The sequence below is a fragment of the Edaphobacter lichenicola genome, from assembly GCF_014201315.1.
In the GTDB taxonomy this organism is placed as follows: domain Bacteria; phylum Acidobacteriota; class Terriglobia; order Terriglobales; family Acidobacteriaceae; genus Edaphobacter; species Edaphobacter lichenicola_B.
In genome coordinates this window covers 651,359-664,473 of the sequence record NZ_JACHDY010000002.1, presented here as the reverse complement: position 1 = coordinate 664,473, position 13,115 = coordinate 651,359, and the positions used below count along the sequence as shown (strand labels likewise).

The window sequence follows — 13,115 nt, the reverse complement described above, 5'->3', positions numbered from 1 at the left end:
GAACCGGAGGGCTTTGAGATGCAATCGGGGAAGATGCGGAAGCAGGGGCTGAGTGGAAAACGACACGCGGGGCACGGCGGCGGGCATGGGACTGGGCACGCTTCCGGGCGGGTTACGACGGAGCGCGAGGTTCGGGTTGGCGTGTTTCGCCAGCCGGCGATGCAGACCCCGGTGCTGGTGCTGAATGCTTCGTACGAGCCGATCAACATCTGCGGGGCGCGGCGTGCGCTGGTGCTGGTGTTGAAGGGCGTTGCCAGGACCGAGGAGGAGCAGGGTGCGGTGCTGCATGCGGCGCGGATGCGGGTGGCGATGCCGAGCGTGATCCGGCTGCTGGAGTACCGCCGGATTCCGCACCAGACACGGGCGCTGAGTCGCAAGAATATTCTTCTTCGTGACCGAAACTCGTGCCAGTACTGCAGCGTCATCCTGACCGCGGGGGAGTTGACGCTGGATCATGTCATACCGCGGTCGCGTGGCGGGCTTTCGACCTGGGAGAATCTGGTCGCCTGCTGCCACAACTGCAACCGGCGCAAGGGCAACCAGATGCTGCATGAGCTGACGGACATGAAGCTGCAGCGGGAACCACGGCCGTTTTCTTTGCATACCTCACGGCACATCATGCGCATGATCGGAAGCGCGGACGCGGCCTGGCGGAAGTATCTCTACTTTGAGGCTGAGCCAGCGGCTTAGCTGCGGCTGGTGTTGGGTACCCCCCTCCCCCCTGGGGTATTTTGGGCGTAAAATATCTGGAATCAATAGTTTGCAGGGAGTATATGCCTGCAAAGTATTGATTCCAGATTGGTTGTGGCTAAAATACTTTAAATCAATGATTTATGGCGATTTGGTGCTGAAAGACGAAAGCCCCGGCGGATGTCCGCGGGGCTTTTCTGTTCTCTGGTTCTATTCTAGCGGTTTGGGGGTAACTCATGCGCCAGGTGGATGTTGTTGGTTTGTAATGGCTTAGGTGGTTTTGGGGCTTGACAGTTTTTTGGGGGAGCGTGTCCTGCCGGACGGGCCCACTGCGCGTGTGGCGGTCACTTCGTGACTTGTATACCGCTTCGCTCGGCGCTCCCGCTGGTCGCGAGATGAATTTTGCGCCGACCAAACGGGAGGCCCTGTGCTGCTCATGCTGCCCTGACCGGTAGACGCGTCACGAAGTGACCGCCGCACGCGCAGGGCGCCCGTCCGGCAGGACCGTGTCTCTTTACTCCTGAGCGTCGGGCCAATCGAGCCGATTTCCAGCACTGCCGGGACGGGGCACCCGGGCGGAGTAAGGCACTGCTTTGCACTTGTGCGCTCCATCCAATTTGATCAACTCTTCGTCCGAGTCGCTTACACCTATGGTTCTCAAACAGGTCAAACATATCGATTGAAGATTGCCATCCGCCATTCGCCGATGGGGGAAAAATGGTTCAGTTTTTTTATCCATCGCGTGTGTGTCTCCTAGCCAGAGAACGCGATGCGCCGTGGTTCAGATTCCGTCGTATTCGAATTAAGCCGCTCTTTTCTTGGATAATTTACGAATTAACCGGAGAGACATCTCCTCGACGCAGATTCACATCCAAGCGGTTTTCGCGTTTGACGTGGAGGGCTGGCAAAGGCAGAGCAAAGACGAAATACAGGGATCTTGACGGGTACCGCAGCATGAATCGGTTCGCTGCAACTGAGAGCTGTGGCCGGAATCCGCTGCATCGCGCGATGAAACTGCGCGACTCCGGTCGAGATGACGAGTCTTAGGTGAGAGGGCGAGATTTAACGGAGCGATTTGCAGGGGCGACGGCAGCTTCGAACTTCGGATGAGTTCTGGGTGTATCCCTATCTGGGGGCTGCAAGTTGAAACGGGGATGTGATAGTTTCAGCGGCAGGAGATCGAATGTCTTACATCGAGAGTTATCAGTGCGACGTTTGCGGCGACAAGAAGGGTGAGGGTGGGGACTGGTGGCTGGCCTGGGTTGACTGCTTTCCGGGAGAGAAGCCGGAGGAGGATCAGCCCCTGATTAAACTGACGCGGTGGCAGCATCACCATGCGCACTCGGCCGGGGTAAAGCACCTGTGCGGGGCGCGGTGTGCGGGGACGCTGATGGATCGGTGGATGACCCAGCAGCATGCTGACCCGGATGCTCACTGCGAGACGTAGGAGGCCGGTTCTGGTCCTGCCGGACGGGCCCACTGCGCTTGCCACCCCACGAACGAAGACCTGTTCGTGGGGACCCCGATTCGGGCGGTCACTTCGTGACGTGTATACCGGTCAGGGCAGGATGAGCGGCATAGGGCCTCCCGTTGGTCGGCACGGAGTTCAGCTTGCGACCAACGGGAGCGCCACGCGAAGCTCTAAAAAGGCGTGCGAACGCCCGCCGCCCGCGCAGGGCGTCTTCGTTTTGATGACTTTTGGGTTGCTTATTGGGCGAGGGGCTGGTAGTTGGAGTTGGTGGTGGTGACCTGGAGTTTTTTGGCGGTGGCGTTGAGGACAGACTGCTGGACGTAGTTGGTGGAGTCGGGCAGGCTGGCGAAGCGGACGGCGAGGGTGACGACGTCCTTGGGCTCGTCCATGTAGGTGTTGACGTTCAGTGCGCTGATCTTTTTTTCTGCGGAGTTGAAGGAGATGGTCATCTGGTCGCCGGGCTGCGCGTAGTCCTTGAAGACGATCTGCGCGAGGCCTGAAGCGTCACCGGGGATGAGAGAGACTTTGTGTTCCTGGAAGGCCTGCTGCATGCGCTCGGGATTGGGCGGCACGTACATGGCGAGCAGGGCTTTGACCTGTCCCATGTAGTCCTTTATCTCTTCTTTCTTCTTCGCGATGATTCTCTGTTTGAAGCGGCCGCCGCTGGAGGCCTGCGGCGGGGCAGGATTGATGGGGGTCTTCTGAACCTTGCCGTCGGGGCCGTACTGGCAGGCGGACTGGGTGCCGGGCCTGTCGTTGTCGTTGAGGGTGAGTTGGGTGGTCTCGATCCACTGGTACTTATGCAGCTTCTGCTGGTTTTCTGCGGCTGATTGTTTGAGCGCGGCGATCTTCGCCTGTTTGTCGCCCTCTCCTGCCTGACCGCTTGCACTGGGGGTCGCAACGATAAGACAGACGAGCAACGCTGCGAGGGTGAGCGCGTGGTGTATGTGGGGATGCGAGGAAGAGTTTGGTCGGTTCATCAAGAACTCCTGTGTCCTGCCGACGGGCCCACTGCGCGTAGGGCGGTCACTTCGTGACGCGTATACCGGTCTTGATGGATTACGTGCATGGGGCCTCCCGTTGGTCGGCACAGAATCCGGCTTGCGACCAACGGGTGCGTCTCTTACGAGTTACTTGGTGGCGGTCTTCTTGACGTGGGGGATGCGGGTGACTGAGCCGTCGGGCATGACGATGTACTTGTCGCCGGTGGCGTCCTCGATGTAGGCGTTCTTGCTGCCGGGAACGAGGGTGACCTCGCGGGCGTCGGTCTGGCCGGGTGCGGTGAGGACGAAGTGTTTGCCGTCGCCTTCATCGACTACGGGCGATTTGGTGGGGAGCGGTGCGGGGGCGACCATGGCCGTTGGTGCGGGGCCGGGTGTGGGCGCTGGCGCGGCGGAGCTGGTGGGGGGTGCGCCGGTGTAGGCGGTCATCTGACCGGTCTGGCGGAAGTGGACGTACTCGGGGCCTTTGATGCCGTTGACGCACTGCTGGTAGGCATCGACGCCGACGGTCTGACTGGTGGCGGTGGTGCTGGCGACGTCCTGACTGTTGCGGTTGGTGCGCTGGGTGGCGCCTGTGGCGGCGGCGGTCTGAGCGCCGTTATTGTTGCCACCCCACCAGCCGTAGTTGTTCTTGCGGGAGATGGCGCTGGTGGCCGCGCCGGTGATTCCGGTGATGCCGCCCTGGGCCATCTTGTCCTTGTCCTGGCCGTGCTCGCGGTCGTGGAGGGTTTTTTGCTCGTCGGTGAGCTGGCTGGAGGCCTGCTGGCGGCACTGGGTGAGCTGGTCCTGGGTGATGGGCATCATGTCCATGGTGATGCCGTCGGCGGGGCCGGCTGCGGGAGCTGGCGCGGGTGCCGGAGCTGTCTGGGCGAAGGCGTAGCCCAAGGAGAGGGTGGCGATGCAGGTGGTTTTGAGAAGGAATTTGACTGGCACGGTGGCCTCCCGGTGTGCGATCGTTCCCGACGATCAGACGCTGCAGGGGCCCGTGAATCCTTAGGAAACGGGAACACCGTGATAGTAAACTCGGCGCGGTTAGTGGGCAAGCGAATCTTCGGTAACTTTGATGAATTCTTGTGGGAAGACTCGGGTCCTGCCGGACGGGCCCACTGCTGCCCGCGCAGGGCGCTCGTCCGGCAGGACTATGGTTTGGGATTGGCGGGCGGATTGGCTGGGGGCTGGGTGGTGTCCTTCTTGTCGGTGATGTCCTCGCCGTTGTAGATGATGCGCGCGGTGGCGTGGTACTGCTTGTAGTCGGTGTATTTGACGATGTTGCGCATGTGGACGTCCTGCGAGAGGGCGCCCTCCTGGGCGACGAAGTGGAGGTTGCCTTCGGCCTTGGTGTAGGTGGGGAACCAGTACTTGCCGTCGATCTGCTCGTAGTAGGTGGTGAAGGGCGGGGAGAGATCTTCGTGGCCCTTGCGCTTGTCCTGGGGGACGGTGATGCCGTTGACGAGGACGATCTGGAAGTCCTGCTGGTCGACCCAGACCTTGCCCTGGAAGTAGCGCTTGCCTTTTTCGAAGGTCTTGGGGGCGGCGGAGAAGACGTAGGTGTCGAGCTCGTCGATGTGTTGGCGGCCGAGGTAGGTGATGTCGTACTTGGGCAGGTCTTCGGTGGTGAGGATGAAGGGGAGACGGTGCTCGATCTCGTCGAAGTCGGCGGGGGTCATCTGGACGCGGTCGAGGGTGTTCTGGGGGGCGAAGACGACGTGCTCGGCGCGCTTGCCGTCCTTGTCGAAGGTGATGTCGGTGACCTGCTGGTACTCGCCGTCGACGCGGTTGGTGTCTTCGGCGAGGGTGTCGACGCGGACGGTCTGGCGGAAGGTGTAGTTCTGGCGGGCGAGGCTGAAGAGGGTCTCGCGGGCGGCGAACTTGTCGATGATCTGCTGGGGCGTCATGTTGGCGGGGGGCGCGGGGTTGAGGGGGCCGAAGCCTGCGGCGTCCTGGGGTGGGGCCGACACGGGGGCGGCTCCGTCTGGATTTGCGACAGCGGCGATGGCCACGGTGGGCGGGGCCGATAGCAGGAGGGATAAGACGCTTGCAGAAACAAGACGGAGGGTCGCGGAGGCAGAAACGCGGCTGGGCTTCATTGGGAGAACTCCATGGGCGGGGCGGTCTCTGTGTGTTGCCCTGCACGCTACTAAGAATAGACGCGATTTGGGGAGGTTTGGTGATGTGGCCTGGAGCAAGGGAGATGGGCGGGTTGATTGTGCTGCGCTGGGTGGAGCTTTCGCTAGCGGGCGGGGGCTTGTGGGCGCTGTGGTGCCGGATGCAGGTTGGGGTGGCGGAGGGCAGGCGGGAGCGGCGGGAGCAGGAGGAGCTGCGCGCCTATGCGGGGCTGGATGTTCGGCTGGGGGCGGATGCGGAGCTGCCTGAGCTGGCGGTGCGGGTGAGCCGGTTGATGGCGGAGAAGAGCGTCTTTCGCAGAACGGCGGTGCTGGTTCGGGATGCGGGGAGAGTGCTTTCGGTTGCGGCGAGCGCGGGGATGGAGGAGACGACGGTGGAGTCGTTGAATGCCTGGGCGGAGGGTGTTGTGGAGGCGGAGCGCAGGGGTGGAATCGGCACGCGACGGGGGGAGGGTGGCCTGGGCAGACGGGTGAAGAACAATGCGTTTGCGGTGGTTTTTGGGATGGGGCTGGGAAGTGGAATGGGAGCGGGAAGCGGGACGGGAAGAGGACAGAATACTCGGTTTGGGGAGGAGGCGCGCGGGGCGATCGTGATTCCGCTGTGGACTACCAGCGGGAGGATGATGGGGGCGCTGGCGGTAGGGGCGGACGGGTTGCTGAGCGTGCGGCAGAGGGAGTTGGAAGAGGCGCTGTGGCCGCTCGAGGCGCTCGGGGTGAAGGTGGCTCGGGCGATGGAGAACGCTGTGCTGGCAGAGAAGCTGATGCGGGCGGAGAGGCTTGCGGGGCTGGGAATGCTGGCCGGGGGGATGGCGCATGCGCTGAGTAATCCGCTGACGGCTGTGCTGGGGTTTGCGGAGCTGATTGCGGGGTCGACCGGCGAGGCGCGGGTGAAGACGGATGCGGAGATCATCGTGCGGGAGGCGCTGAGGATGCGGCAGACGGTGGAGACGCTGCTGGAGTTCTGGAAGCCGGTGGGGCAGGGCGATGAGCTGGTCGATCTGACGGAGCTGGTGCGTGAGTTGGCGGCGGCGTGTGGAGAGAAGCTTGAGGGCAGGGGGATTCGGCTGGTGGTGCAGGCCGATGGCGAGATGCCCGAGGTGCGGGGGAACCGGCACAGGCTGCGGCAGTTGCTGGAGCACCTGCTGAATAATGCGGCGCAGGCGCTGGCTGGGGTGCGGGGGGTGAAGACTAGTGAAGAGATGGTGATCCGGATGTCTTTGAGTTGTTCGGGGAGTTATTCGGGGAGTTATTCGGGGAATACTGCGGGAGATGATTCGGGCGATGCGTCAGAGGGTCTGGATGGGCGGAGGGTGCATTTGATTGTGAGCGATACGGGGCCGGGTTTTCGTGAGCCGGGGAGGATCTTCGATCCGATTTACACGATGCAGGAGGCGGGCGATGGTGCGGGGATGGGGCTGAGTCTCTGTTACTCGATTGTGCAGGAGCATGGCGGGGAGATCAGCGCGTTCAACATGCATCCGCATGGGGCGGCGGTGGCGGTGGAGATGCCGGTGAGGATGGCGGCGGAAAAAAAATCTGTGGTGGCGGAGGAGGGTGTTCGTCGCGCCGCTGTTGGGGGATAGACCGTTTTGCCGGTGGTTTTTTGTGGTGCAGAACATGGTGGGATGCGTGGTGGACGTGGTGGCGGTGTGGTGTTTTGCGTGGTGAATTTTGTGGTCGAAAAAAGTGCCACGTCTTCTGGATTTATTTTTTGGCGGAGTGCGAGAATTTTGGTGGGGATTTTCTTCCGTGGTTCCCCTTTCGGTTAGATCTTTGAGTTGCCGCGTTAGACTGGCGCGATGAAGAAGCGCGCGATTCGGGCGGGTGTTCTGGCATTGTCGGTGGTTGGGATTTGGGGCTGGGCCGGTGGCAGGATGTTGGCGCAGGGGTTTGGTCCTGACTCCGATTCTCTGTTGGGTGGTGCGGCGGGAAGACGACCTATGACGTTTGCGGATCTGCAGCGGATTAAGCGGGTGAGCGATCCGCAGGTTTCTCCGTCGGGCAGGTGGGTGATGTTTTCGGCGACCGATGTTGATCTGGAGAAGAACACGAAGGTGAATCATCTCTGGGTGGTGCCGATGGCGGCTCCCGTTGGGGACGGCGCAGGAAAGGCAGATTCCTCCCCCAATTCGACTACGCTCAGGGTGCAGAATGACAAACAAAAAAGCGGGGCCGATGGGAAGTTGAAGGACGGGGCCGATGGGCCGGTAAAAGGTGGGCGCGAGCGGCAGGTGACTTTCTGGAAGGACGGCGAGTCGGGGGGACGGTTCTCGCCGGATGGGAGGCAGGTTGCGTTTGTGGCGACCGACAGCGCGACGGGGTTGTCGCAGATCTTTCTGGCGACGTGGGATGATGCTGCGGGGACGCTGGGGACGCCGAAGCGGCTGACGAATGTGAGCACGGAGGCGGATGGGGTGGTGTGGTCGCCCAACTCGCAGAGGATCTTGTTTGCGTCGCGGGTGTATCCGGAGTGCAGTGACGAGGCGGCGTGGCTGGATGAAGATCGCTGCAATAAGAGGAGGGAGGATGCGGCGGCGGCGAACCCGGTGAAGGCGCAGGTGTTTGAACATCTGCTGTATCGGCACTGGAATAGTTACCTTGGGCCGAAGCGGAGCCATGTGCTGGTGGTGTCGGCGGCGGATGGAAACGCTGTTCGTGACCTGACTCCGCGGCGGGATATTGGAGATGCGGAATCGCCGACGTTTACGCTGGGCGGCCCGGTGGGGTATGCGTGGGCTCCGGGCTCGGAGGAGATCGCATATGTAACCAATGTTGATCTTGTTCCAGCGGCGAGCACGAATAACGATGTGTTTACGCTGCTGCTGGATGATGCGGGTGCGCGGCCGCGCAAGGTTTCGACTTCGATGGGAAGCGATGATGCGCCGGCTTACTCGCCCGATGGGAAGTACCTTGCGTTTCGTTCGCAGGCGCGGGCGACGTATGAGAGCGACCGGTTTCGGCTGATGCTGTTCGATCGGCTGGCCGGAACGACGAAGGAGCTGTTGCCGAAGCTGGACCGTTGGGTGGATGAGTTTGTGTGGAACCCGGTGAATCCGGAGATCTGTTTTACGACGGCGGATCATGGGGGAGAGCGCATCTTCTGCACTTATCCGAATGTGGGTGATTCCCTTTTTGCGCTGCCGGGAAAGGGCGAGTACGGAGAGCTGCAGTTTGCGGCTCTGAAGGACGTTGGCTATGAGCTGGTGGCGACGAAGATGACGGTGGAGTCTCCGTCTGCGGTGGTGGCGCTGATTCGTGGGGATGTGAAGGAGTTTGCGGATAGGGAGATTGCAAGTGTCTCAAGCCAGATTACGACTACGGAGGTTCGGCTGACGCATTTGAACGATGATCTGGAGCAGCATCTGGATCTGCCGAAGATGACGAGCTTTACGTTCAGCGGTGCGGAGGGTGCGCCGGTGCAGGGTTTTATGATTCCGCCGCCGAAGTTCGATGTTGCGAAGAAGTATCCTTTGAAGTTTTTGATTCATGGCGGGCCGCAGGGGGCGTGGGGCGATGCGTGGAGTTATCGGTGGAACGCGGAGCTGATGGCGGCGAGCGGATACGTGGTGGTGATGGTGAATCCGCGCGGGTCGACGGGGTATGGGCAGGCGTTTATCGATGGCGTGAATGGGGACTGGGGCGGGAAGGCTTACGTCGATCTGATGAAGGGTCTGGACTATGCAGAGTCGAAGTTTTCGTTTATCGATAAGACGCGGGAGTGTGCGCTGGGTGCGAGCTACGGCGGGTTTATGGCGAATTGGATTCTGACGCATACGGATCGTTTTGCGTGCATCGTGACGCATGATGGGATGTTCAATCCGGCGAGTGCGTACGGGACGACGGAGGAGCTTTGGTTTAATGAGTGGGAGTTTCGGCGGATTGGTGAGGTGGCTCCGGGACAGCCGTGGAGGTATGCGGCGGGGCCGATTGCGAATGACCCTTTCAGAAAGTGGTCGCCGATGCTTTCGATTCAAAATGCGAAGACGCCTACGCTGGTGGTTCATTCGCAGAGGGACTATCGGCTGGATGTGTCGGAGGGATTTCAGTTATTTACTGCGCTCGAGCGGCTGAATGTGCCGAGCAAGATGCTTTATTTTCCGGATGAGGGGCACTGGGTGTTGAAGCCGCAGAACTCGAAGCTGTGGTATGAGACGGTGGGGGATTGGTGCGACAAGTGGACGAAGACGAATCTGTATGCGCCTGTTGCTGCTCCTGCTAAGGGAGGGGCGAAGGGGAAGGTGGCGGCTCGTGTGGCTGCTCCGGTGGTCTTGGCTACGCCTCCCGTGGCTACGATTGCTGCGCCTGCGGATGCGGATGCTGCGTCTGATGCGGATCTACCGCAGCGAGCTGTGGGCGCGGAGGACTTTACGGTTGCGATCGGCGCTCCGCAGGATGAGGTGAAGTTGGGGTCGGATGCGAAGGTGACGATTGCGCTGAGGAATGTTTCAGACCACCAGGTTGCGTTTGCGCATCGGCCGGGGGCGAACAATCCGGAGTTTTCATACCGGATCGAGGTGAAGGATGCGAAGGGGCATGCGGTGGCGTTGACTGCGTATGGGCGGGAGGCGTTGCAGCATCAGCAGGAGGAGACGCGCATGGTGGAGTATGTGCAGCCGGGGAAGGCGGCGGTGCAGACGGCGCATCTGGAGAAGCTGGTGAATATGAATCGGCCGGGGCGGTATACGGTGCAGGTGTTTCGCAAGGATGCGAAGAGTGGGACGGTGGTGCGGTCGAATGAGCTGACGATGAATATTGTGCCTTGATGCTTGGATTGTGAACTGCAACAACTGTCCTGCCGGACTAGCGCCCTGCGCGGGCGGCGGTCACTTCGTGACTTGTATACCGGTCAGGGCGGGTCGTCCGTGTGTGGCCTCCCGTTGGTCGGCGTGGGATCTGCTCTCTAATTATTTGGGTGAGAATGGGTTTGAGGGGATTCGCGATGGCGTTTGTGCGACCGAAGAAGCGGGAGCCGGTGGGTGAGGCGGGGTTGTTCGAGTATGCGGTGGGGGCGCTGGCGCGACGGATGCGGACGGTGCGGGATCTGCGACGGTTGATGAAGGCTCGCGCGGAGGAGGGGGAGGCTGGGGAGCGGGCGATGGATGCGGTGATCGTGCGGCTGAAGGAGCTGAACTACCTGAGCGATACGCGGTTTGCCGAGGACTATACGCGGGTGCGGAAGGAGAATGAGAAGTTCGGGAAGAGGCGCGTGCAGCAGGATTTGATGATGAAGGGGGTGGAGAAGGAGCTGGTGGCTTCGACGCTGGAGTCGGCGTATGAGGATGTGGATGAGGTGGCGCTGGCGCGGCAGTATATTGCGCGGAAGCGGATGAAGAAGCCTGGTGGGGAGAGTGTGCAGAAGGAGGCGGTTCGGACGATGAATCGGCTGATGCGGGCTGGGTTTTCTTCGAATGCGATCTTTAAGGTGCTGCGGGCTTGGGATCTGCCGGAGGAGGCGCTGGCTGGGGTGGAGGAGGAGATGGATTGAAAAGCTGTGTCCTGCCGGACGGGCCCACTGCGCGTGGGGCGGTCACTTCGTGACGCGTATACCGCTTCGCTTGGCGCTCCCGTTGGTCGCGAACGAAGATGATTCCGAACAACGGGAGGACCACGCGAAGCTCTAAAAAGGCGTGCAAACGCCCGCGTTCCGCGTAGGAGCGCCCGTCCGGCAGGATCTATCTTTCCGGAATCAGTAGTCGCCGCGGAAGCTGTGGATGAGGCGGCGGTCGCGCTTGCTGGGGCGCTTGGACGGGGCGGCGGCGTAGGCGATGGGGCCGAGGAGCTTGCGCTCTTCGGCGGCTTTGCGGCGAGCCTCTTTGCTGGATTCGGTCTCGCGGTAGAGGGTTTGGGCTACGGCTGCGGAGCCGCGCTGCTGGCTTAGGGCGAGGACTTCGACTTCGAACTCGCCTGCTTCGTTTTTGATGCGGAGCATGTCGCCGAGGCGGACCTCGCGGGAGGGCTTGGCGGAGAGGTTGTTCGAGGTGATGCGGTTCATGTCGCAGGCTTTGGAGGCTTGCTCGCGGGTCTTGAAGAAGCGGGCGGCCCAGAGCCACTTGTCGATGCGGGTGCCGGTCATGGATCTATTTTCTTCTACTTCTGCAGGCAGGTGTTAGATGGCGCGGAGCATGCGCACGGGGAGATAGAAGAGGGCGGCGATGAGCTCGAAGGTGCCGCCGACCACGATGCCGACTAGGCGGAAGGGCAGGAGGATCAGCCAGATCAGCGGGTAGAGCAGGATGGCTGCGAGGGCAAGCGGCCAGCAGACGATCATGAGGATCAAAAAGAGTAGAAGGTTGAGCATGGGTGTTTCTCTCCTGAGGAAGGAACGCAGGTTGGGCGGGAAAAGTTCCGTTGGGTGGATGATAGGAGGATGGCGGAGAGCGGGCTCGAGCGGGTGGTGGGGGTGGACTGGTCGGGCGATAAGGGGCCGGGGCAGCGGAGGAAGATTTGGGCGGGGGTTTGGACGGCTTCCTCTACGGGCGGCAAGGTGACGCTGGAGTGTGGGCGGACGAGGGAGGAGTTGGTGGCGTGGCTGGTGGAGATGAGCCGCGAGACGCCGCGGATGGTGGTGGGGTTTGATTTTTCGTTTAGCTATCCGGCGTGGTTTTTGCGGGAGCTGGGGATTGGGTCGGCGCCGGAGTTCTGGGAGCTGGTGGCGGGCGGGCGCGGGGAGGAGTGGCTGCATCGGGATTGTGAGGATGGGCGGTTCTGGGGGCGGGTGGGGCCGATGCGGCATGGGAAGAAGCCGGCGGAGTTTTGCGGGGAGCATGCGCACAGGATGTTGCGGAGGGCGGAGACGGTGTTGAAGGTGAGGGCGGAGATGACGGACCCGCTGCAGGTGGCGAAGATTGCGGGGATCGCGCCGAAGTCGGTGTTTCAGATTGGCGGGGCGGGGGCGGTGGGGACGGCTTCGCTGCGGGGGATGCCTGGGTTGATGGTGTTGCGGGCGGCAGGGTTTCGGATTTGGCCGTATGACGAGCCGGATGTGAAGCGGGCGCCGCTGGTGGTGGAGATCTATACGCGGCTTATGACGGGGGCGGTGACGAAGAGTTCGGAGGTGGCGCGGACGGCTTATCTTGCGAAGAAGCGGCGGGAGAGTGCACTGTATGCGGGGTTGTCGCGGGGGGTGGTGGCGAAGGCGCGGGCTTCGGAGGATGCGTTCGATGCGCTGGTGAGTGCGATGGTGATGGTGGAGCATCGCGGGGAGTTTGCGGGGTTGAGGAAGACGGAGGATGAGGTTTTTCGGATGGAGGGGCAGACCTGGGTGCCGGGGTTGGTGGGTTCGCGTTAGGGCTTGTGGGGGAGAGCGGTTCGCGCGTGGCGCGAATGCCCACATCTCAGAGTCGAGATATGGGTCACCCGGCCGGGGTTGGTGATCGTACACTGAAAGCCCGGGACTAAAAGGGTGGACTCATGAGAGCAAATCTGCTGACGCTTGCTGTCGTTATCTTTACGCTTGGTCTGCTTTTGACCCATGCGCAGGAGGTGGTTTGGAGCACGGCGAAGGTGATTGGAGCGGTGATCGCTGGGGTATCGTTTCCGTTGTTCGTGCTGGCTCGGTGGCAGCTGGGTAGTTCGTTTTCGGTGAAGGCGAAGGCTGGCCGACTGGTAACGACGGGGCTGTATTCGCGGATTCGCAATCCGATTTATCTGTTTGGGGGATTGTTCACGGTGGGGCTGTCGCTCTTCTTTTCGGTGTGGGGACCGCTGGTGGTGGCTTTGGTGATTGTGCCGGTGCAGGTCGTCAGGGTTCGCAGGGAAGAACGGGTTTTGGCTGGGGCGTTTGGGGAGGAGTACGCGCGTTACAAGAGCAGGACGTGGTTTTGAGCCGCT

12 protein-coding genes are annotated in these 13,115 nt (G+C 61.7%); 7 read left to right on the top strand and 5 right to left on the bottom strand.

What is annotated here, in order from left to right; translation table 11 throughout:
• Positions 1-18: 18 nt before the first annotated feature.
• Positions 19-690, top strand: a complete 672-nt coding sequence (locus tag HDF09_RS08985) for an HNH endonuclease (RefSeq protein WP_183764878.1) — start codon at positions 19-21, stop codon at positions 688-690.
• A gap of 1,183 nt (positions 691-1,873) precedes the next feature.
• Entirely contained in the window at positions 1,874-2,137 is a 264-nt protein-coding gene (locus tag HDF09_RS08980) for a hypothetical protein (protein ID WP_179639586.1), read from the top strand.
• A 260-nt stretch (positions 2,138-2,397) separates the two neighbouring features.
• On the opposite strand, the gene HDF09_RS08975 is transcribed toward HDF09_RS08980, so the two are convergent.
• The 3 genes from HDF09_RS08975 to HDF09_RS08965 all read right to left on the bottom strand — a co-directional run bounded on the left by HDF09_RS08975 (position 2,398) and on the right by HDF09_RS08965 (position 5,249).
• Positions 2,398-3,141 (bottom strand): hypothetical protein, encoded by a 744-nt coding sequence (locus HDF09_RS08975; protein ID WP_183764875.1) that lies wholly within the window; start codon positions 3,139-3,141, stop codon positions 2,398-2,400.
• 150 nt (positions 3,142-3,291) lie between these two features.
• Positions 3,292-4,095: a hypothetical protein gene (locus HDF09_RS08970; protein WP_183764873.1), complete on the bottom strand. Its 804-nt coding sequence runs from the start codon at positions 4,093-4,095 to the stop codon at positions 3,292-3,294.
• Positions 4,096-4,301: 206 nt separating this feature from the next.
• Positions 4,302-5,249 carry an outer membrane lipoprotein-sorting protein gene (locus HDF09_RS08965; RefSeq protein WP_260181039.1) on the bottom strand — a complete coding sequence of 316 codons (948 nt, stop codon included), beginning with the start codon at positions 5,247-5,249 and terminating at the stop codon, positions 4,302-4,304.
• A gap of 83 nt (positions 5,250-5,332) precedes the next feature.
• Between HDF09_RS08965 and HDF09_RS08960 the strand changes: the two genes are divergently transcribed.
• From HDF09_RS08960 to HDF09_RS08950, 3 genes are all read left to right on the top strand, one after another.
• Positions 5,333-6,868, top strand: coding sequence for a sensor histidine kinase (locus HDF09_RS08960; RefSeq protein ID WP_183764870.1), 1,536 nt, complete (start codon positions 5,333-5,335; stop codon positions 6,866-6,868).
• Positions 6,869-7,084: 216 nt separating this feature from the next.
• On the top strand, positions 7,085-10,048 hold the full coding sequence (locus HDF09_RS21110) for an alpha/beta hydrolase family protein (protein ID WP_183764866.1): 2,964 nt from the start codon (positions 7,085-7,087) through the stop codon (positions 10,046-10,048).
• A 176-nt stretch (positions 10,049-10,224) separates the two neighbouring features.
• A complete protein-coding gene (locus HDF09_RS08950; RefSeq protein WP_183764863.1) occupies positions 10,225-10,770 on the top strand; it encodes a regulatory protein RecX in 546 nt (181 codons plus the stop codon).
• A gap of 201 nt (positions 10,771-10,971) precedes the next feature.
• Here HDF09_RS08950 and HDF09_RS08945 read toward each other — a convergent pair whose 3' ends face one another.
• On the bottom strand, positions 10,972-11,358 hold the full coding sequence (locus HDF09_RS08945) for an RNA-binding S4 domain-containing protein (protein WP_183764860.1): 387 nt from the start codon (positions 11,356-11,358) through the stop codon (positions 10,972-10,974).
• A gap of 33 nt (positions 11,359-11,391) precedes the next feature.
• Entirely contained in the window at positions 11,392-11,583 is a 192-nt protein-coding gene (locus HDF09_RS08940; RefSeq protein WP_183764857.1) for a hypothetical protein, read from the bottom strand.
• A 69-nt stretch (positions 11,584-11,652) separates the two neighbouring features.
• On the opposite strand from HDF09_RS08940, the gene HDF09_RS08935 reads away from it, so the two are divergent.
• Both HDF09_RS08935 and HDF09_RS08930 read left to right on the top strand, forming a co-directional pair.
• Positions 11,653-12,573 carry a hypothetical protein gene (locus HDF09_RS08935; RefSeq protein ID WP_183764854.1) on the top strand — a complete coding sequence of 307 codons (921 nt, stop codon included), beginning with the start codon at positions 11,653-11,655 and terminating at the stop codon, positions 12,571-12,573.
• 122 nt (positions 12,574-12,695) lie between these two features.
• Positions 12,696-13,109, top strand: a complete 414-nt coding sequence (locus tag HDF09_RS08930; RefSeq protein ID WP_183764852.1) for a methyltransferase family protein — start codon at positions 12,696-12,698, stop codon at positions 13,107-13,109.
• Positions 13,110-13,115: the final 6 nt, after the last annotated feature.

What these genes read in the sequence shown, in the direction of transcription:
- HDF09_RS08985 (WP_183764878.1), top strand. Translation starts at nt 19, where the DNA reads ATGCAATCGGGGAAGATGCGGAAGCAGGGGCTGAGTGGAAAACGACAC.
- HDF09_RS08980 (WP_179639586.1), top strand. Translation starts at nt 1,874, where the DNA reads ATGTCTTACATCGAGAGTTATCAGTGCGACGTTTGCGGCGACAAGAAG.
- HDF09_RS08975 (WP_183764875.1), bottom strand. Translation starts at nt 3,141, where the DNA reads ATGAACCGACCAAACTCTTCCTCGCATCCCCACATACACCACGCGCTC.
- HDF09_RS08965 (WP_260181039.1), bottom strand. Translation starts at nt 5,249, where the DNA reads ATGAAGCCCAGCCGCGTTTCTGCCTCCGCGACCCTCCGTCTTGTTTCT.
- HDF09_RS08960 (WP_183764870.1), top strand. Translation starts at nt 5,333, where the DNA reads ATGTGGCCTGGAGCAAGGGAGATGGGCGGGTTGATTGTGCTGCGCTGG.
- HDF09_RS21110 (WP_183764866.1), top strand. Translation starts at nt 7,085, where the DNA reads ATGAAGAAGCGCGCGATTCGGGCGGGTGTTCTGGCATTGTCGGTGGTT.
- HDF09_RS08950 (WP_183764863.1), top strand. Translation starts at nt 10,225, where the DNA reads ATGGCGTTTGTGCGACCGAAGAAGCGGGAGCCGGTGGGTGAGGCGGGG.
- HDF09_RS08945 (WP_183764860.1), bottom strand. Translation starts at nt 11,358, where the DNA reads ATGACCGGCACCCGCATCGACAAGTGGCTCTGGGCCGCCCGCTTCTTC.
- HDF09_RS08940 (WP_183764857.1), bottom strand. Translation starts at nt 11,583, where the DNA reads ATGCTCAACCTTCTACTCTTTTTGATCCTCATGATCGTCTGCTGGCCG.
- HDF09_RS08935 (WP_183764854.1), top strand. Translation starts at nt 11,653, where the DNA reads ATGGCGGAGAGCGGGCTCGAGCGGGTGGTGGGGGTGGACTGGTCGGGC.
- HDF09_RS08930 (WP_183764852.1), top strand. Translation starts at nt 12,696, where the DNA reads ATGAGAGCAAATCTGCTGACGCTTGCTGTCGTTATCTTTACGCTTGGT.